Annotated in this window: 17 protein-coding genes and 1 pseudogene; 9 read left to right on the plus strand and 9 right to left on the minus strand. The window is 61.4% G+C overall.

The genetic code is table 11. The features are described 5' to 3' along the window. Positions 1–62 precede the first annotated feature (62 nt). Positions 63–1,244 carry a TRAFAC clade GTPase domain-containing protein gene (locus CH289_RS17445; protein ID WP_094728296.1) on the plus strand — a complete coding sequence of 394 codons (1,182 nt, stop codon included), beginning with the start codon at positions 63–65 and terminating at the stop codon, positions 1,242–1,244. A gap of 562 nt (positions 1,245–1,806) precedes the next feature. On the opposite strand, the gene CH289_RS17455 is transcribed toward CH289_RS17445, so the two are convergent. Together CH289_RS17455 and CH289_RS17460 are read right to left on the minus strand one after the other, a co-directional pair. Then, positions 1,807–3,276, minus strand: a complete 1,470-nt coding sequence (locus CH289_RS17455) for an exodeoxyribonuclease VII large subunit (protein ID WP_179276827.1) — start codon at positions 3,274–3,276, stop codon at positions 1,807–1,809. Between the two features lie 315 nt (positions 3,277–3,591). After that, positions 3,592–4,473 (minus strand): GGDEF domain-containing protein, encoded by an 882-nt coding sequence (locus CH289_RS17460; RefSeq protein WP_094728251.1) that lies wholly within the window; start codon positions 4,471–4,473, stop codon positions 3,592–3,594. A 413-nt stretch (positions 4,474–4,886) separates the two neighbouring features. On the opposite strand from CH289_RS17460, the gene CH289_RS17465 reads away from it, so the two are divergent. Further along, positions 4,887–5,231 (plus strand): hypothetical protein, encoded by a 345-nt coding sequence (locus CH289_RS17465; protein WP_094654656.1) that lies wholly within the window; start codon positions 4,887–4,889, stop codon positions 5,229–5,231. Positions 5,232–5,941: 710 nt separating this feature from the next. Here CH289_RS17465 and CH289_RS17475 read toward each other — a convergent pair. Both CH289_RS17475 and CH289_RS17480 read right to left on the minus strand, forming a co-directional pair. After that, positions 5,942–6,385, minus strand: a complete 444-nt coding sequence (locus tag CH289_RS17475) for a hypothetical protein (RefSeq protein WP_143545105.1) — start codon at positions 6,383–6,385, stop codon at positions 5,942–5,944. Next, positions 6,382–7,344 carry a hypothetical protein gene (locus CH289_RS17480; protein ID WP_094728252.1) on the minus strand — a complete coding sequence of 321 codons (963 nt, stop codon included), beginning with the start codon at positions 7,342–7,344 and terminating at the stop codon, positions 6,382–6,384. Before CH289_RS17480 ends, CH289_RS17475 begins: the two co-directional genes overlap by 4 nt. A gap of 705 nt (positions 7,345–8,049) precedes the next feature. On the opposite strand from CH289_RS17480, the gene CH289_RS17490 reads away from it, so the two are divergent. From CH289_RS17490 to CH289_RS17520, 7 genes and pseudogenes are all read left to right on the plus strand, one after another. Then, positions 8,050–8,334 (plus strand): WXG100 family type VII secretion target, encoded by a 285-nt coding sequence (locus tag CH289_RS17490; RefSeq protein WP_094728254.1) that lies wholly within the window; start codon positions 8,050–8,052, stop codon positions 8,332–8,334. Between the two features lie 2 nt (positions 8,335–8,336). Beyond that, positions 8,337–8,750: a WXG100 family type VII secretion target gene (locus CH289_RS29040; protein WP_179276828.1), complete on the plus strand. Its 414-nt coding sequence runs from the start codon at positions 8,337–8,339 to the stop codon at positions 8,748–8,750. 10 nt (positions 8,751–8,760) lie between these two features. Continuing rightward, positions 8,761–9,426 carry a pentapeptide repeat-containing protein gene (locus CH289_RS17500; protein WP_256977313.1) on the plus strand — a complete coding sequence of 222 codons (666 nt, stop codon included), beginning with the start codon at positions 8,761–8,763 and terminating at the stop codon, positions 9,424–9,426. 181 nt (positions 9,427–9,607) lie between these two features. After that, positions 9,608–9,994 (plus strand): hypothetical protein, encoded by a 387-nt coding sequence (locus tag CH289_RS17505; RefSeq protein ID WP_094728257.1) that lies wholly within the window; start codon positions 9,608–9,610, stop codon positions 9,992–9,994. A 248-nt stretch (positions 9,995–10,242) separates the two neighbouring features. Then, positions 10,243–10,932 carry a pentapeptide repeat-containing protein gene (locus CH289_RS17510; protein ID WP_094728258.1) on the plus strand — a complete coding sequence of 230 codons (690 nt, stop codon included), beginning with the start codon at positions 10,243–10,245 and terminating at the stop codon, positions 10,930–10,932. A gap of 25 nt (positions 10,933–10,957) precedes the next feature. Then, positions 10,958–11,422: pseudogene (locus tag CH289_RS17515) on the plus strand (DUF6194 family protein). Positions 11,423–11,552: 130 nt separating this feature from the next. Continuing rightward, positions 11,553–12,326 (plus strand): 8-oxoguanine DNA glycosylase OGG fold protein, encoded by a 774-nt coding sequence (locus CH289_RS17520; protein ID WP_094728297.1) that lies wholly within the window; start codon positions 11,553–11,555, stop codon positions 12,324–12,326. 56 nt (positions 12,327–12,382) lie between these two features. On the opposite strand, the gene CH289_RS17525 is transcribed toward CH289_RS17520, so the two are convergent. Genes CH289_RS17525 through CH289_RS17545 form a run of 5 tightly spaced genes read right to left on the minus strand, consistent with a single transcriptional unit; the run spans position 12,383 to position 18,186 of the window. Then, positions 12,383–13,579 carry an ABC transporter substrate-binding protein gene (locus CH289_RS17525; RefSeq protein ID WP_094728259.1) on the minus strand — a complete coding sequence of 399 codons (1,197 nt, stop codon included), beginning with the start codon at positions 13,577–13,579 and terminating at the stop codon, positions 12,383–12,385. Positions 13,580–13,593: 14 nt separating this feature from the next. Further along, complete coding sequence (locus CH289_RS17530; RefSeq protein WP_020112773.1) at positions 13,594–14,295, minus strand: ABC transporter ATP-binding protein; 702 nt, start codon at positions 14,293–14,295, stop codon at positions 13,594–13,596. After that, positions 14,292–15,074 (minus strand): ABC transporter ATP-binding protein, encoded by a 783-nt coding sequence (locus CH289_RS17535; protein WP_033187914.1) that lies wholly within the window; start codon positions 15,072–15,074, stop codon positions 14,292–14,294. Before CH289_RS17535 ends, CH289_RS17530 begins: the two co-directional genes overlap by 4 nt. Then, positions 15,052–16,971 carry an ABC transporter permease gene (locus tag CH289_RS17540; protein WP_094728260.1) on the minus strand — a complete coding sequence of 640 codons (1,920 nt, stop codon included), beginning with the start codon at positions 16,969–16,971 and terminating at the stop codon, positions 15,052–15,054. Before CH289_RS17540 ends, CH289_RS17535 begins: the two co-directional genes overlap by 23 nt. A 3-nt stretch (positions 16,972–16,974) precedes the next feature. Continuing rightward, positions 16,975–18,186 carry an acyl-CoA dehydrogenase family protein gene (locus tag CH289_RS17545; RefSeq protein ID WP_094728261.1) on the minus strand — a complete coding sequence of 404 codons (1,212 nt, stop codon included), beginning with the start codon at positions 18,184–18,186 and terminating at the stop codon, positions 16,975–16,977. Positions 18,187–18,203: the final 17 nt, after the last annotated feature.

Genomic DNA, 18,203 nt, shown 5'->3' on the forward strand with positions numbered 1-18,203 from the left:
GCTTGAGCTGGAATGCCAGCTCGACCGAGGAAGTCGTCTGTGACGTGTTGTACCGTTCCGGCATGGCCAAGTTCCCCAAAGTTCGAGAGCAGCACATCGCCGTCTTCGGCGAGAGTGGATCGGGCAAGACCGTTCTCGTTTCGTCGTTCTTCGGCCCGACTCAAGAAGGGTCCTACAAGAACGATCTCTGGGATCTCGTCGCTGACGACGTCGGCCAAGGGACTCGGCTCTACAAGAACTACCTCGGCATGAAGAAGCAAGCGTCTACGCCGATGCAAACGCGCTTTAAGAGCGCGACCTACTATTTCTCGGTCAAACTCAAAGGCGGAGACAACGACGCAGCCAAGAAGAGGCCGTTCGACGTCCTCCGGCTCGCGTGGCACGACTACCCGGGCGAATGGTTCCATGAGGAGCCCAGCAGCGCGGCAGAACAAGACCGGCGTACCGACACCTTCCGTTCTCTGCTCAAGTCCGATGTCGCAATATTGCTGGTGGATGCGCAGAAACTGCTCGATCACCGCGGCGAAGAACAGCTGTATCTTAAGTCACTGATGTTCAACTTTCGTCAAGGACTTCTGCGACTCAAGAGCGACCTGCTCGAGGACGGGCCCATCATCGAGTTCCCCCGAATCTGGATCTTGGCCCTGTCGAAAGCTGACCTGTTGCCAGACTGGGACGTCGACACATTTCGCGATCTGGTCATCCTCGAGGCAGCCGAGGACGTCGAACACCTTCGATCAACCATCGCTGAATTTATCGACACTCCGGCAGCCCTGTCGATCGGCGAAGACTTCATGCTGCTCTCATCCGCCAAGTTCGAGCTTAAGTCCAATGACCCCCAGCCGGTCGACATCGACCTCACGAAACGCGTCGGTCTCGATCTCGTACTCCCGGTTGCGTCTCTTCTTCCGCTGGAACGCCGCGTGCAGTGGCAGCAGAAGTTCAATATCCCTTTCAAAGTGCTCGAGTCGCTCGCCGACGGCGCCGAGTTGTTGGCAGCCGGCCTAGCCGATAAGAAATTCGGGCCGATCGAGAAAATGTTGGCCAAAGCGGGCACGGCAGGCATGGTCGCCGCCATGGCGCTGCCGATCTTGGCAGAAGCAGTCAAGCTGGTAGGACCGAAACTCAAGCAAATGAACGAGCAAGCGCGGGCGAAGCACGACTACCTGAGAGCGACTCTGACGCAGTTCAAGCTTGATCTCGAGCAGGGTGTCGATGACAAAGTGATCAGGAACCCGAAGTGAGTAGCAACCCCGCACATTCGGAGAGCCTAATCTGGGCCACTCGGGGCCGGGCCTGGGGTTTCCGGTTCCTTCTCGATGCCGGACTGAGCGATCCGCTCCCGGACTACGAGCGCGCCTTCGAAGATCTCGGAGATGAACCGACCGCGTGGCACCGCAAGGACGGACGAGTCGCGCTACGCATTCAAGATCCACTCGGACGGCGAGACTCAGCAGGCCGTGTAATCCCACATGAGTTCGTCCTCTTCGGCGACCTAGCTGCCACTGTCGACTCCGTCGAAGACGGTCTGAACTGGGTGTGGCCGTTGGTGTCCGAGAAGTACGCGAGCGTATGGGAAACCCCCAACCCATCGTATAGCTGACAACTGCTACTAAAACCGTCACGACGGCAGCCTCAATCAACCAATCGTCGTCTGGATTCCGTTCGGAAGCTCCGCACTATTAACAGTAGTCGCCGAGCGTAACGGTTTCCTTACTGGCAGGGACGACCATCTTCGGTTTGCTGGAGGGCGACCTTGAACACTGAGGAGCCGAGTTCGGTATACGGGGCGTTCCCGTCGCATCGTCATTGGGGCTTCGGCCAGTTCGGCCACACTGTCCGATATTGGCGCGGTGTCTTCACCGTCAGCGCTTTCGCGTACCAGTCGGCACGGTCCAACCTGGTCGGAAGTGAGACCGGTTGAAGTGCTCGGTGTGGCCCTCGCAGCACGTATGTCGCGGCCGGCAATAGTACAGCGAGAACGCCGTATCCGTACCCCGCAGGTGCCATTCCCACCGACATGAAAAGGGCTGCGATCCCGGCCAGGGTCAGGAATGCCGATCCGAATGCTCTGCTACGCAGCAACAATCGTTGATATGCAGTGACGTGCAGCGCCGCGTGATAGCGATTCACCCAGTGAAGCACACCATCCGACATCTCTTTCATTTCTGCCTGCAGTCTCACACGCTCGGCGTGAGCCCTGTCGAGCTCCCTAAGCGTCTGAGCATGAGCAACCGCTTCGGTTACCTTCGCACGGTTCTGCTGCGCAGTCGAACGCTTGCTCTTGATCTCGGCTGCCGCCTGCCGTGTGGCTTTGCCGGTTGTCCACAGGTGCTTGTCGACCGCATTGCCTGCGGCAGTTGGGGTATCGAAAGATGCCTTCGCAGCACGATCTGCGAGACTTATATCTTGAGCATGACCAAGTCCAGTGAAAACCGGAACCGTCGAGTTGAGAATGCATGCGCCTAGCACGGGATCGTCGAAAGCGGCCAGTCCTTGGCCGCTTCCCCCGCCCCGAATCAGCATGATCAGCTGCGCCCCAGCTTCGGTATGTCGGCGGATAGCCTCGACGATGGACTTCGGCGCCAATCTTCCTTCGACGGTGACTGACTCGTCGACAACACACCGGAAACCGCGGTGACGCTTCGACAGTTGCCGGAGCATGTCCTCAGCTCCAAGGGAGTTTCGCGAGGTGATCACCACCATGTTCGAGAACGGCTTGGGCCATGGGATATCCGTTGGGGAGTATCCGCTGTGGTGAGACAAGTTGTCGGACATCCTGTGCCGGCTGGCGCCCAGCCTGACCATCTCGGTTCGGTGCTGCAGCATCGTCGTCGTAAAGCCCCCGACAAGTGCAAACCGCGCCCCGACCTTGTCGACTTCCAGAAACAATTTCCCCGTGTGAGCTTGCAGCACCATCTCCCCACCGAGTGTCAACTCATGGCCGACAGCGAGATGGTCCGCCAATGTAACGTCACACCGGTTCTTCAAGAACCGGGCAATGATGGGACTTGCCTTCGGGCTGATGTGGGCTTCGACGTCGCGTCTGCTGCCGCCCTCGAGCACGCTCAGCGTCAACCAGATTCCTTTGCCCTCGGCGTAGTGAGCCAGCCGTCGGCACTCTCCTCGAACAGCTACCTTCGGCCCCGAAAATGTCTGGTGAGCGGCCGACAAGAAACCGGCCGGGCTCAACAGAGACCGCCTCATCACGGCTGAATTCTCGTAGTGGATGTTCAGTAGTTCGATCAGATGTTCATCTAGAGCTTCGTTGACCACGCCCGTATCCCCCCGGTCCGGTTCCATTTGCTGGCGAGACTGAACATAGCGATCCGGTCCGACAAAGCGCCGTAGGCAGGCGCCGGAGGTCGTCGCCAAAGGCGGTGTCCGTCACGATGAAAAGCACCCTCTGGCGGCCAGATCGAGGTCCCCACCCGGGGAGTTCCATCGAACTCTGCGAACGACTTAGGTAATTCGTGGTCGCAGCGCGCGACCACCACAACCGCGGCTCGTCGAACGATGGAACGCCCGGCGACAAGAGGCGCACGAGGCCCGATACACCGGGCCGACGCTGTTCTGAAGTGCAGACCCGTGTCACAGATCCATCGGTCGAGTGTCGTCGACGTGAATGGAATTCCCTCCGGCCTTCTTGGCCGTGTACATCGCGGCGTCGGCCCTGTCGCAGGCACGCCAGAGATCCTCGACCGACGAGCGGGCCGGCAGCCGTGCAACACCGATGCTCACCGTCGTGCTGCCCGCTCGTCCCTTGTCCAGGTGGACGAGGAGCCGCTGTGCCCGCGTGAGCGCCTCGGCGTCATCCGCCTCGTCCAGAATCAGAAATTCCTCTCCCCCGATCCGCGCCGACAGTGCAGGCGCCGGGAACTCCGCGTACAGGGTGCTCGCGATGTCTCTGAGCACCATGTCGCCGTGAGCATGCCCGTAGCTGTCGTTGATGCCTTTGAAATCGTCGAGATCGACGATCATCAGGGAACCAGGGCCCCGCACGCGCTCGGCGAACACGGAATCGAACCCACGCCGATTCAACAGACCGGTCAGCGGGTCGTAGAACGCGGACGCAGCATCACGCCGAAGCAACAGCAAAAGCATGTGCGCGAGGATTGGCGCCGAAAACAGCACGAGCGTCAGGACCACGAGGTACGCGCACGCCAGCACCACGTCGGCATCAGGCGACGTCACCGCTTCGGTGAACAAGATCCCGACCGTGGTGACCGACAGGACTTGATGAGCAACGAACAGCTTCGGGCTGTGGAACGTGACGATGTAACTGCCGATGACTCCCAGAGCAGCCGCGCACGGCAAAGCCACGAACGGATCCTGCAACGACAGGAGCAGCACGACAGCACCGATTTCGAGATAGCCGACGAACACTCGCGACATCGTCCGCGAAAGCCAGGACCGGCGGAGCCACACCAGGGCGATGACCGTCGCGGTCGCCGCGAGCGAATACGCGATCACCCGCCCGTTCCCCTCTGGCACACCGGCAGGCGTGTGCGCCGCCAACACGCAAAGCACTGCATACAGTCCGCACCACGACGACACCGCCCAGTTGGCATTGCGAAGAAGCGGATCCCGTCGGTGATACGCAACGGTCCAGTCGTAGTCGGCGGGGTGATACCACCATCGTAAAAACTGTCGCATCGTCCTCAGGCACGCCCTCTTGCAGATCCATGAGCCACCGCAGCTCGAGCGGCTGCCGAGCCGACCCCTCGTGCCCGCAGTGACACGAACCAGTCAACCAGAGTTGCCCACCGGGAGCGACCACGGCGCAGTGCTCTGATGGCACGTTGTCGTTACCCCGAGGTAACACGCAGTTTCGGCAGTGCGATTCACGAGTCGAACCGAACAAACTCTCGACGATCGGAGCCACGATGCTGAAACGGATACTCGCCTCCTTCGTCCTTGTCGTCAGCATCGCCGCGGTTGCGGCACCGGCCGCATCTGCAGACCCTGTGTCATACCTGCCGGGCCCGGTGGACTCGACCGACTCGTTCGTCAGTGTCTTCGATCCCGCGGCTTATGGTTCTCGTAGCGACGCTTCCTTGGTCATCAGCCCGTACGGCACTTCCCAGCCCATCCGCTGCGCGTGGGCTCGCGGACAGAACTCGTGCAGTCAAACCGATCTCTGGGGCAATCACATCGCATTGAATCGGCTCTTCTTCGTCCCGGGGTCGGCTACCTACATGGACCGGCCGGTGTACGTCTTCGCGCCCTGACGCGATGCCGAGATGACGCATGTCACGGCTCGACGAGCAGGTCTTTCGGGTCGATCACGTCTGGGGAAGGATTGCTTGATTACCGGCCACGCATCCAAATCGACCCACGACGGGTTGGCCTGCTGAGGTGAGCGGAACACTTCCAGTTCAGGAAGAACCGAAAGTTGCTCAGCAAGAAGGGGTTCGTCGAACAACACGATATCCGTGGGTACCTTCCACCGCTCACCCGGTACCGCGGCACCGGTCAAGTGACCTGCTCCCCACACACCGCGCCGCCGAGGGCCACTGACCCAGAACAGAACCGGCTGACCCGCGGCCATCAAGCGGGTTCGGTAATTGGCCGCCACACACCACCATTCGTGTGCTCTCCCCGAGGCGATCATCGGCGCGAGATTCGTGGAGGCTGGATTGCACTTGATCACCCAGGCACCCAACGTGTCGAGAGCAATCGGCCGCGGGTACACCCGATGAGCGTACCGAATGCCGATCTGGTCTCCGCCTACTGAACCGGCGTCTTCTAAGAGACACTGAGCGCGCGCCCGGATACGTGAGCATGGGTTTCCCGACCCTCCAGGATGATCCATACCAACCGGAGTTCCGGAGTTCTTCAGTCGCGATGAGGCCAGGTGATTGGCGATGCGACGCTGAGGAGAAGGCGTGTATACACACAATCGCTCGAGCCAGGCTTCGGTCAACCAGCGCTTGAATCCTCATGGCACCCAGGGAGGATAATTTCCCCTCCCCTGTTTGGATGGGTCCGACTCCCAGGGGTTCCCGTATTTCTCGTAGGGGTTGCCCAGCTCGGCGAGACGTGCAAGTCCCCTGCCCGTGATGTCGGCACGGAAAATCTCGGTGTTCGACAGTTCCTCGTCCGTCGCGTCCAGTACGCCTGGTTCGCCGAGGTATCCGTTGGTAATCCTGTCCATCGCGACCTCCTCGCTGACTTCCCATGGCGCCCAGGTTTTACTAGCCATGGACCAACCACCGAACCGGAGGTAGCCACTCTGCGCGAGTTCGGAGATCACGTCGAGAATTTTGCGACGTGTGTACGTCGCAGGCGAGATACGCCGAATGAAATATGCAAACTCTCCAAGAGACAACCAATCGTCTTCCATTTCGAAGAGCAGAAAATGTTGTAGTCGCTCGTCGCTCATGCGATATGCACCTTGTCCTTGTCGCCGCTGGGGTAGTTTATATCGATCGTCGGTCCGCCTGATCTGCTGGCCTCTCGCAGCCTGACCTTGGTGCCGTCTGGCAACTCGACAACTTGACCCGGATATCGGACGTCCTCTACGGCCCTTCCCTCTGCAGTCAGGGCGTCCCACAGGTCTCTGAGTTGCTGCTCATTCTCTGCTTGTCGAATTGGCGGGCTCCGCCCAGGAACCGTTGCATCTACGACTCGATCTTTGATTCCATCTTCATCGACCGGCCCTGCGTCCTCGAAGAACGAGCTGGGAACGGCACTTTCGATCGTATCCCAGGCATCGACGCCGAACTCGTCGACCAACGCGAACAGGATCGCACCTACCGACATGACACCACCGGCGATCAACGCAGCCACGGCGGCATCTATCAAGAACGCCGCGCCGATAACGATAGGTACAAAACCAAACGCCTCACCTCCACGCCCGAACGCGTCCAGTGCACGGGCCAGTGACAACGCAGCCTCCTCATCGCACCTATTCATCTCAGCAAGGCAGCGACCGATTTTCGATCGGTGAAATTCGCGTTGAGGTCGGTCGGATGCAACCTCCGGAATCGACCAGTCCTCGGACACCGGGCATCCGGAGGCTTCGGCGGCGGCAACCGCGTCTGCCAATCGATGCTGCGCTGCGGCAAATCTCGACATCCCGGCGGCCAACGCTGCCTCTAACGACGACGTAAACTGCGCACTCTGTTGAATCTGCTGAGAGTCAGCACGTGCCCAGTTCTCGGCAGCCGATTGTGCATCACCTCGCCACGCGCCGGATCCACGCAGCGATTCCAGCGCGCTACGCGGTTGTGGCGCGGCATCTTCCATCACTGCAACCAACTCACGCAGTCTCCCGGTCTCGGAGAGTACGTTCTCGGGATTCCAGCCGAGGACTATGCTCTTCCCAAGAGCGTGTTTCACGTCTCGAACTTCCCAGGACTCAAGCAATTGCTCGATTCGAGAACACATCTCGCGAACTCATCATCAGCCTGCTCGTACGCCGACGCGCAGTCTTCTAGGTTCACTGAGAACTGCATCATCCGTGCCGAGGACGCCTCGACACTGGCCACCAGAACAGGGCCAACGTGCGACAGCACTTCGGCAACTCGCGAGCCAGCGACGGGACGGTCATCGATGACCGTGTCCCTAACCTGCGAGGCCAGCAATTCCGCCCGGCTGCGAAGTTCCAGCGATGCCGAACGAAGACTCGCCGGATGTACCTCCATCGAGGCATCCGCACCTCTCCCTGCGCCGTGTCCCATCTTTCGTTCCCCCACTGGTCGGCATCCGAGGGCGGAATCCCACCCCAATCGAATTGGACGCAGCTGAGGGGTGTTCGGTTCCACCCGACGGGCCGCAACCGTACGCAGATTCGTCACAGGGACGATGACCACTGAACCGCCGGAGCGGCGAAGTACTCGAACTCCCCCAATACCGCTCAGCCCTTTTTCATCTCGAAAATGACAGTGCTCCGTGCGCTTGCCTACGCGTTATCCGTACGGACGCACTACGCACCCGTTTGGTTCCCTCGATCTCAAGATTTTCTCGACGACTTCGACGCTCAGCACAGCATCATCCGCGTGGTGTAGCTTGCTCGATATGGGCGACGGGGGGACCCCTGACGGGATGTTGTCAGCAATTCCGGAACAGATCCCTGCGGTGGGGGCCGCGGCCAGACAGCTCGAACAGACGGTGCGTGGCGCGCTGTCGTCTGTCAGCCGCGACGTGGACGCAGTCGCGTGGACCGGTACGTCGGCAGATACGCATCGCGAGGTCTGGAATCACTGTCACCACGATGGCAGCCGAATTCTCGACTCATTGGCGGCATTGTCCGTCTCTTTGACAGATGCGGCCGTCGGTTATGAGGCAGCCGAGGAACAGACGCGATCGACGATTGCCGATCAGTTATGACCATGCCGTTCTCAGTCGACCCAGCTGACCTCGAAGCGCTGACTGCTCGTATCTCCGGACTCGCGGGCTTCGTTCGGGACGAGTTGGACGAGCTCGACCGTCGCGCAGCATCTTTGACACAGGCCGGCTGGACCGGACCCGGAGCCGACGCCTACACGGACGCACATGCAACGTGGGCTGCCGCAGCGACTGACCTCGTCGCGCACGTAAGTCAGATCGAGATGCTGACCCGTTCCGCGCACCATCACTACACGGTTACAGCCGACATGAATGTTCGCATGCTTCGAGGATCGCAAGGAACGTCAATCCGCAGGCTTTTACGACGCCGCCGAGATGTGCGCGCATGCCTCCGGGTCCGTACGAAGCCGAGTCGAGGGACTACGCGCGTCACTTTCCAGAATGGGCTGGGAAAGTAAGGTGGACATCATGATCGAATACCGGACGCGACGTCAAGATGTCACCGTGTGGCCGGACGACGACAAAGCCATCCAGGCCTTGGAGACATTTTTCGAACAGGTGACACCTGGCAATATCCCAATTCTCGAAGGAGGAGGACTGGACTTCTCCGATTCAGACCTCTCCGGTATGGACTTCGCCGGCGCGGAGTGGACTTCCGCGATACTCGATCGCACGCGGTTACGGGGTACCTACCTCTCCCGAGCGTGGCTGATCGACGCGAGACTATGCGGTACCGACTTCAACGCGGCCAATCTGAGGAAGGCCGACATGCATGGTTGCGATGCCCGTGAATCCATCTTTGTCGAGGCGCAACTGAACCGGACCGATCTGTCCGACGCCGACCTCCGCGGTGCCGATCTTCACGACACGAACTTGACTCAAGCCTTTTTTCACGCGACCGATCTCCGCGGTGCAGATCTACGTGGGTCGTCGTTGGGTGCGTACCCAACGAACGCCAACTTAGCTGGCGCCAAGATAGGCGGAGCAAATCTGGAGAACATGACAGGTGATGTGATCCACGCAGTCGACGTCGGAATCAGCGAGTCTCGAATCCTCATTGGTGCAGAATTGCAGCAATGGTTCGTCGATGCCGGCGCACCGGATGTCTCAGTAGTCGACGAATCCCGCCGATAAGCCAGTAGATCTGACTGTCGCTCAATCGAGCAGACGTGTTGAGAGTAAATTCGAGACGTGCGCGGTTGCCCTGCCAGGCCAAACTCGTAGGTGCTCAGCTCAACAAGAGCTGACACAACCCGCGGAGGCATTCGCGACGTGGAACTCCACGATCTCGAAATTTCGTGAACAAGGAGGCACGTTGAGCGCGCACCATCAGTTGTTCGTGAGGACTACCAAGGGCCAATCGGAGATTATCGCGGACTTGTCCCGTGCCGCCGGCATCCGGAGCCTGGACAGGGTGGCGCCGCTTGACGCCGCCGACTCCTACCGCGGTCTCACCCCGAGCGCGGTGATCGAGTTGGAGATGGCGCACTCGTACGAAGTGGATCGAAACCTTCACTTCGAGGACTACCCGATCCTGGTCACGGTGCGCGAACTCCAGCGCGACCAGACTGCGGAACTCTCTGCAACACTGACTATTTGCTTCACTCTCGATAGTTTGGGCGGCTACGATATGCTCCTCGTTTTCGACCTGCAGCGGCTGGTCTGGCGAAACGGAGGTGAACATGGCCGATTCAGTACGTGACAATTCTGCATGGGAACACTGAACGTCAGTGCGCCAGCACTCGACCGAGCCGAAAGTGACGTGACCGACGACGCCGTTCGCGCCTTGACTGTGGGCCTCGCATTACCCTGACTTCGACGCGCGTCACAGCTGTGATGCTGATGAATTCCGGTGGTAATCGAGGCCAAAATCAGTTGCGGTGAAACGGTGTTGATACCAAGGTTGCAAGCGATCCCTGCACCGAAGAAGTCGACCGAAAGTGAACCCAAGTGGCTATCGACTACAAACGTTCGCGAGAAGACTTGGTCTCGTGGCCAACCGATCCGCGATCGAGACGAGCCTTGGAGGAATGGTTCATCAAGCTCGGCGCTTCTCCGCCCGTACACCCGACGCTTGCGGCCGGCGAAATGGACTTCTCGGGAGCGGATCTTTCGGGGCTGGATATCGTTGATGCCGACTGGGTTTCAGCGAACCTTTCCGGTGTCAAGCTGAGGTCTTGCTACCTGGGTTACGCATGGATACTCGACGCCGATCTCACCGGCACAGACTTCACCGGATCAGTCCTGCGAAAGGCGCTATTGCGCGGGTCCAACGGCCGAGGCGCGATACTCGTCGGAACACAGCTGCACAAGGCGGATCTGTCCGGCTCGGATTTTCGCGACGCAGACATGCATGACACCGATCTGGCTCAGGCGTTCATGTTCCAAATCGACCTACGCGGAGCAAACCTCGCCAACAGCTTCTGGGGCGATAGGAAGTACAACGCGTGCATTCAAGAAGCTCGACTGGGAAACGCGAATGTGACAGGCATGCGAGGCGTCGTCGACGAATCCGTCGACGTCGGAATCGACGAACCACACATCATCGACGGTGACGAACTGCAGCAGTGGTTTCGCGATAACGGAGCCCCGGAGGTCACCGTGGTTACAAGACCAGCACCACCTCAACGAAACACCTGAAGACGAAGGAGCTGATACTGGAACCATGTCGATGGAACAGATCCTGGCAGGCCTACGGACCTAGGACGGTGTCCTCGAACTCGCGCCCGCGCCGGGGAGCGAGCATCCCGAAATCTCGTGGGACGACTACTTCTTCTACTACGCGCCCGACGGCCGGGTTCCGCATAACCGTCAGCCCTACGCGACGATCGTCACCAAAAACTATCCGGACGACGCGGCTTCTCGTCTCGACGCACCCGATCGCTGGCGGGTGAACATCCACGTCGGAACGCGGGCCTTCACCGACCTGATCGGCTACGCGCCGGGCGACATCGATGCGGCAGACGCGGACTACAGCACCGAGGACGTGTTCAACCCTCACCCGCTGTACGGCGCGTACGGCTGGGTCTGCGTGGTGAATCCCGGCCGGTCGACGCTTGATCGTGCGGTGGAGGCACTCCGCGGCGCACATCTCGATGACCGACGACGCGTCGAGCGTCGTCAGCGCTGATACTGACCCGCACACCAGATGGTCGGAGGCCGTGACCTCGAAAGACCGTTTCAGAACGATTCGCCGACGTCGGAGGTAGGGCCGAGTCGGTCGACCATTCATGTCGGTGGCTGCTGCCAAGATGACGGGCATGTCACGACTCGACGAGGGATTCGACCCACCTGCGGCGTGTGTTCAGTGGTGCCAGCTTCGCAACTTCGATCTGCACGTACTGGACGACGGTGTCGAGGTTGACCTTGACTGGTGGAATCGGCACCTGCGCGAGGCCGGCCTCGATGTTCGATTGCGTGGCCGGGATCTCGACGGGCAGATCGTCACCCGCGGCAACGCGGTCGTCCAGCGTAACGACCTGAAGATGGGTACGGATCTCGCTCAGTGCGAGCACGATTCTCTCGGACTGTTGTTCCTGTGCGCAGCGTGGCAGGGCAGCCACCGCAACCGCAAGGCGATGCGGCGATTCCCCGACGTGCGCAACCCGCATCTCGCCGATCCCGACGAGAATCCGCTCGCCAAGATCCTGAAAGTTCTCGACGGTTGCGCGCGAGACCGGATCCTTCGCGAAACCCCGTCCGGCTCCTGGTCGGGCTGGCCGGACACCCCCGGTGTCGGAGTGTCACTGATCGCTACGTTCATGTGGGCTGTGAAGGGATCGGTCGAGGGCGGCCGCGCCCAGTTGATCGACCAGTACGGCGTCTCCACCCTCATCCACGAGGGATGGCTCGAAGACCCCGCCGTCACCGGATTCACCCGTCGACGCTACGACCGCTACATCGCGCTGCTGTCGAGATGGGCGACCGACATCCGCACGAGTCCCGAACTCGTCGAGATGTGGCTCGTGCAGCGGTGGAGCGCACGACTGCGCGAGGCTCGCGACGGAAGCTACGCCGCACCGACGTTATTCTGAACGCAGGAAGACGGCCGACCCCCAACACACAGGGGCCGGCCGACGACATCGAAACCTTACTGAACAGGCGTCTTCTCGAACGCGCTGAACGGCGTGGGGTCGTCCACGTGCAGTTCACCGTCGGCAATGTGACCTGCGAAAGCCCAGAGGTTGGCCTGGCGCGGAGCGGTGAGTACCGGTCCGTCCTGGATGGTGAAGTCGATCGGGTGCAGTACGTCGGTCTGGAAGTCCGTCAGGTTCAGGGCATGCTCACGGAAGGTGTCGCGGTCGACGGTGTCGAGCTTTCGTGCCTCCTGCGCGAACGTCCATACGGCGAGCCAGTCGGTGCTGACGCTGCCGTCGTGCGGGGTCTTGACCTTGCCCTCGGGGTCGTACTTTGCCAGCTGGTCCTCGTACTCCTTCCAGGTGGCGAACAGCTCCGCGTCCTCGCCCTTCTCGAGCGCAACGGAGTTCTCGATACCGGAATCCGAGATCACCTTGATGGTCTCGTCCTCCATCACGTTGTTGCTCAGTACCAACGGGATTCGCAGATTCTGCTCCACTGCCGCCTGCAACAGTGCAGTCAGCTTCTCCGGCGTGTAGATCATGCCGCCCCACACATCCGGGTTCGCCGCCTTGATCTTGGCGATCACCGGCGCGTAGTCGGTTGTATCCGGCGCAATCTCGATGATCTCGACGTCGTCGACGCCTGCGTTCTTGTAACCGAGCTTCGCGTTCTCGATGTACGGCGTGTTACCCGCGTAGGCGACGTACACGGCCTTTTTCGGCTTGAAGCGGGTGCCGCCGAGGTAGGTGCCCTGCGCGGCACCGGCGCAGTTGAGTGCTGCGATCATCGAGAGCTCGTTGTCGACGTCGGCTGCCGCGCAGCCCATCGGGAACCAGTTGACGACGCCTGCCTGCTTCCCGATCTCGGCCAGGCCGTCACCGCTGTTGCCACCGATGAACGCGACGACGTTGTCCTCGTTGACGAGCTTGCGCGCACCCGCGATGACATTCGCGGGCTGCCCCTTGGTGTCGTAGACGATGACGTTGAGGTTCTTGCCGTTGATACCACCCTGATCGTTGATCGCCTTCTCGGCGATCTCGGCGACAAGTGCGGGATCCTGGAACGCCGTCGCCGACGACGACAGCGGTGCGATGAACCCGACGTTGATGGTGTCGTCGCTGGATTCATCGTTGCCGGAGCATCCGGCGGCGAGGAGAGAGAGCGCGGATACGGCGATGATGCCCGCGCGGAACTTGACTGTGAACATGGTTGTCCTTCTGGCTATGGATGGAGATAGGTCTGTTCGACGTGGTCGGTTGCGCTGACGAGTTCGTCTCGGTCGAGTTCGAGAACTGTTCGGCCGTCAGCCAATACGAGGGTTCGATCGGCGATCGCGACGGCAGTCTCGACATGTTGTTCGACGACCACCACGCTGATGTTGCGCCGCTTCGCCTGCTCGCCGACCACTCGGGCGATGAGAGTGCGCACGGCAGGACTCAGTCCGAAGGTGAGTTCGTCCAGAAGTACGACGCGCACGTCGCGCAACAACGCCCGACCGACGGCCGCCAGCTGCTGCTGACCACCACTCAGGCTGCCTGCCAACACGTTCCGACGGGGCTCCAACTGCGGGAACAGGTCGAAGAACTCACCCTCGTCGATGTGAGCGAGCGCGAGATTGTCGGCGAGGGTGAGGCTGCCGAACAGCGACCGTCCCTTGACGACAAGGCTGATGTGTTCCTTGCATCGCCGGTAAGGAGTACCCGTCAGCGCGTCCCCGTCCACCGCGACCGTGCCCGACTGCGGTGCGACGAAGCCGGAAATCCCGAGCAATGCACTCGACTTGCCCGCACCGTTCTTCCCGATGACGCAGACCACTTCACCTGGTTCGACGCTCAGGTCGAAGTCCCACAATCCGGATCCGTTGCCGTAGTCGACCGTCAACCCGTCGACGCGCAGGCCTGCAGTGGAAATTGCTGTGGTCATGCTGAAACCCCCTCCGGCAGCGCCGACTCGTCCTCACCGAAGTAGATGGAGCGCACCGTCGGATGTTCGAGAATCTCGGCGGTGACACCGTGGGCGATGACGGCACCTGCTTCGAGAACGTAGATGTCGTCGCAGACCTCGGTGACGACATCTAGATTGTGTTCGACCAGCAGAATCGACGTATCGGTGGTGTCGCGGATGTCCTTGATGGTGTCGACGACGCGCCGTCGGGCATCGAGACTCAACGCCGCGGCGGGCTCGTCGAGCAGCAGAACCGAGGGGTCCTGCACTGCGGCGCGGGCGAGATTCACCCGCGCATGCCAACCCAGCGACAACTCCTCGACCCTCTTGTATCTGATGGCGTCGAGGCCGTGCGCAATCAGTAGTGCATCAACTCGTGCGAGAGCGGCACGGGCCGGGCGCCCGAACCGAACCAGGCTCTCGGCGACGGATTTGCGCCCACGTACCTCGGCCGCGGAAAGCAAGTTCTCCTCGACGGTCAGATCCTCGAACAGCAGATAGTCCTGAAACGTCCGGCTGATACCGTGACGCGCCCGCGCCGGCGCGCTGGCGTGCGTCAGATCGCGATCCCCCACCTCGATGGTTCCCGACGTGATCCGCTGGTAGCCGGTTATGGCGTCGATCGCGGTGCTCTTGCCTGCTCCGTTGGCACCGAGGAGTCCGACGATGCGGCCCGGCGAGACCGTCATCGACACGGAGTCGAGGATGCGATGGCCGTCGATCTCGACCGAGAGGTCACGAACGCTCAGCTGTGGCATGTGCCTTCTCCTTCGCTACGGGTGTCGAGGCAGACGGACGCAGTCTCCGGAACACTGCGCCTCGAAGCCGCAGGAACTGACCGACAACACCGTCGGGTTCCGTGGTCAGGACCAGAATCATGTTGGCCGCGAAGAACAGCGACAGCCAGTCGTTGATGTCGGGGGTGAAGGACAGGATCGACGCCAACAGTCCCCCTGGTGCGAACAATCCGGCGAGCACAGCGCCCGCCAGGTGACCGGTTCCGGCCAGGATGGTGAACGCGATCAACGCCAAGGAGTCACTGTAGGTGAAGCCTTCCAGCGTGATCTGGCCCTTCGAGATGAACCCGCGCTGTATCGCGAGAAGGATTCCCGCCAGTCCCCACAACGTGCCGGACAACAGGATCGACGTGAATTTCGCTCGCACAGCGTTGATTCCGAGCGCCGCAGGCAGCCGCTCGTCCTGCCGAACGGAGAGCAGGTAGCGGCCGACGGACGAGCGTCGGACATTGGCGACCGCGATCAGCCCCACGATCAGGACGGTCCACGCCAGCACCGCAAAGTTCTGCGGTTCGAGAATGTTGCTGACCGAGATACCGAACAGGGACGTGTCACCGATCGCCCACCCGGTGTTCCCGTTGAAGAAGTAGTCGACGGAGAACACCATCGTCTGCACGATCGATGCGATCGCGAGGGATCCGATGGTGACCTCGTAGATCCGCGCACGCACGAACACGATCGACGACGCCGCCGCGAACGCCAGCGACACTGCCAACGCCGCTGCCGCCGACACCGGTAGCGACGCACCTTGCGAACTGACTGCCCCGAACACCAGCATCGAAATACCCGCGAACGTAAGCGGAAGTGCATTGACCTGACCGGTGAATCCCGTCGAGACGACGATGCCCAACGCAACGAGGCCGAAAATGGCCGTCAGGCTCAACGCGTCGACGGTCGAGCCACTGCCGAACGAAATCAGTGCCACGACCACAGCGACGCCTACGGCGACGTGGACCGGCCTGATGCGACCGGATCCCACATGGAACACCGCCTTGACCTCGCGAGTACCCCGGCTCATGTCGGTACGCGCGAAGGCGATGAGGACGGCGAGGGCAATGATGTGCGGGACAGCGCGTGCGAGTTGGGCGTCGACCAGTCCGGTCACGAGCCCCTCCAGCACACCGGCGCCGATGGCGACACCGAACGCGACCCAGAAGCGTCGGAACTTCGCGGCCAGTGCAGCGCCGAGCGCGGGAACCAGCAGCGTGGCCGCCGACGTCGGCGACAACTGAGTGATCGGGAGGACGAGGACGCTACCGGCGGCCGACAGCACGCCAGCGAGTCCCCACGCCGCCGAACCCCACTTGCGAGGATCGATACCGATCGACTGTGCACCGAGGTCGGTGTCCTGGATGGCCATGGTGATCAACCCGAAGCGAGTGCGCGTGAACAACGCATGCAGCGCGATCGTCGCAATCAGTGCTGTGGCACCGAGAAGCAGGCTGATGTTCTGGACGCGCACTCCCCCGATCTCGAATCCGCCACTGACCAGGAATGGGTTGATGGTGATCTGGTGATTGGTCCATGCGATGCGCACAATCGCTTCGAGAACAAGCAGCAGACCGAGCGTGATCAAGATTTTCGTGACGACGGGTGCGTGGGCGAGACGCTTGCCGACAACCGCGAAGAACACGATGCCGATCGCGCCGCTGACCACGACGCCGAGCACGATGGCCAGGGGTAGAGGTACTCCCGCCTCGTACAGTTTCCAGAACGAGTATGCGCCGAACGTGCCGAGCGCGCCCTGCGCGAAATTGATGACGCCGGTTCCGCGGTAGGCCGCAATGAGACCCAGCGCGACGAGCGCGTAGGCGCCGCCGGTCGACAGACCGAGCGAAGCGTAGGTGAGGAAGTCCACGGCTCAGCGCTTCCTGTCTCGGAGGTCGATACCGCTGAGCCACTCACGGAACGGCGAGGTGCCGTTGAGTTCGAAGTCGCCGATGCTGGCCAATCGGTACGGCGTCGGGTTGTGGTTCGACAGCGTGCGGGCATTGCGCCAGTGCCGGTCCCAGCCCTTCTCGACACTCAGCGCGGACGCGCCGCCGACGTCGAACAATCGTGTCACTGCCTTCAACACCGTCTCGATGACGGTGACCTGCGCCCGGTAGATCTCGATTTCCGTCGCGTCCTCCAGAGCACTGCTGCTCGCGCCCGAGCGGATGGCACGGCTGTGCGCGTCGAGCGTCCGGGCCGAGTGCCGAACCAGCGTCTCCGCGAGGTGGTTGGCTGCACTGACTTCGCCGATCACCGTCTGGATCAACGAGTCCTCGCGCGGCAGCACTCCCGCGCCCTGACTGAAGAAGCGGGTGCGCGAACGGACATAGTCGACGGCGTCCGAATGCGCGGCGCGGCTGATGCCTGCCAGTGCGATCAGATGCCAGAACTGTGCGACCGACGTTCCGTAGCTACCGAGCGCGACGTCGTGTGGGAGTTGAGGAGTATCGGTGATATCGACTTCCTCGAATACCGTTGTGCCACTGGCGGTGAGCTTCTGGCCGAATCCGTGCCAGTCGTCGACGAGAGTGACGCCCTCGGCTCCGGCAGGAACAACGGCCTGCTCGACGGTGTGCTTACCCTCCCCTGTCGTGAGAATCCAATCGGCGTAGAGAGATCCGGTGCTGTAGAACTTCTTGCCCGTGACCGTGCGCCGGCCGGACGCGTCGGTCGAGATACGCGTCGAGAAGTGAGTCTGGTTCTGCGCGTTCTGCTCTGTATAGGCCCCGCCGAAGATGCCGCCGTCGGCGATGCGTCGCAACCACGCCGTCCGGTCGTCGGACTCGGCCGCATGGATCAGTCCTTCGGTGAAGATGAAGTGCGTACGCAGGAGCTGGACCACGTTGGAATCCGCGGCGGCCAGGTCGAGAACAAGTTCGGTGAGCTCGGGAAAGGACAGGCCGTAGCCACCGAACTCGGAGGGAACACGCAGGGCGCCGAAGCCAGACACAGCGAGCTCACGAACGAGGTCGTAGGGCAGTTCCCGGTTGCGGTCACGGTCGACAGCGGTCGCGGCGATGGACGCGACAACAGCGGAGATCTTCTCGCGAAGCGATGTGTCGTCGAGAGTAGCGGTCATGGATGTGGCTCCGATTC

The sequence above is a fragment of the Rhodococcus sp. RS1C4 genome, assembly GCF_002258225.1.
Classification (GTDB): domain Bacteria; phylum Actinomycetota; class Actinomycetes; order Mycobacteriales; family Mycobacteriaceae; genus Rhodococcoides; species Rhodococcoides fascians_E.